Here is a 1,006-nt window from a genome sequence, read left to right as displayed (position 1 = left end):
CGGTATGAGGGTCGGCCCGTTTCGGGCCGGGGACTCGCTTGCAAGTTGCCGTGGGTTGCCGAGTAGGCGAAGCCTGGATCGGTAGTGCCTACATTTGCAGGAGGCCCCGGTGATGTATCAGCGTACGAGTGTCGGATTGGACGTGCACGCACTGTCTGTAGTGGCATGTGCGATCGACGGTCAAACCGGTGAAGTATGGAAACAACGATTATGTCCGGACTCCGGTGAGATCCTCGCCTGGTTGCGTTCGTTGCCGGGTCCGGTGAAAGCCGTCTACGAGGCCGGACCGACCGGATTCGGCCTGTACCGAGCTCTGAATCAAGCGGGTGTGGAGTGCGTGGTGGTTGCGCCGTCGAAATTGCAGAGACCTGCTGGTGACCGCGTCAAGACCGATGCTCGCGACGCGCTGCATCTGGCGCGGTTGCTCCGACTGGACGAGATCGTCGAGGTCACGGTCCCTTCGGTAGAACAAGAGGCAGCCCGAGATCTGGTCCGTGCCCGTGAGGATGCTCGCGGGGATCTGATGCGATGCCGACATCGCTTGTCGAAACTTCTTCTGCGGCAGGGCATTGTCTATTCTGGTGGTGCGGCGTGGACTGGTGCGCATGATGTGTGGCTACGAAGTCAGAGGTTCGAGCAGTCGGCGTTGCAGGCCACGTTCGACTCGAACTATGAAGCGATGCTGCTCACCCGAAGCCGCCGTGACCGACTGGATACGGCGATCGAGGAGATGGCGGAGAACAGTCCCTACACGCCGATGGTGCACCGTTTGGGATGTTTACGCGGAATCTCTACTTTGACCGGGTTCGGGTTGGCGGTCGAGATCGGCGACTGGCAGCGATTTACGGGGAGCACCATCGGTTCCTATGTCGGCCTGGTGCCGAGTGAATACTCTTCGGGGACATCACGATCACAGGGTTCGATCACCAAGACCGGCAACGGTCATGCACGTCGGTTGTTGGTCGAGGCAGCATGGCATCACCGCAAGATCTACCGCAACCCTGGA

1 protein-coding gene is annotated in these 1,006 nt (G+C 60.2%); it reads left to right on the top strand.

Annotated features, from left to right (window positions below; genetic code table 11):
- Nucleotides 1-109: 109 nt before the first annotated feature.
- A partial coding sequence (locus tag ABWI03_RS34170; RefSeq protein ID WP_435054185.1) for an IS110 family RNA-guided transposase occupies nt 110-1,006 on the top strand: 897 nt, incomplete at its 3' end.

The sequence above is a fragment of the Rhodococcus baikonurensis genome (assembly GCF_040489275.1).
Lineage (GTDB): Bacteria > Actinomycetota > Actinomycetes > Mycobacteriales > Mycobacteriaceae > Rhodococcus_F > Rhodococcus_F baikonurensis.
The sequence above is the reverse complement of the archived record's forward strand: the minus strand, read 5'-3'. Positions and strand labels throughout refer to the sequence as shown.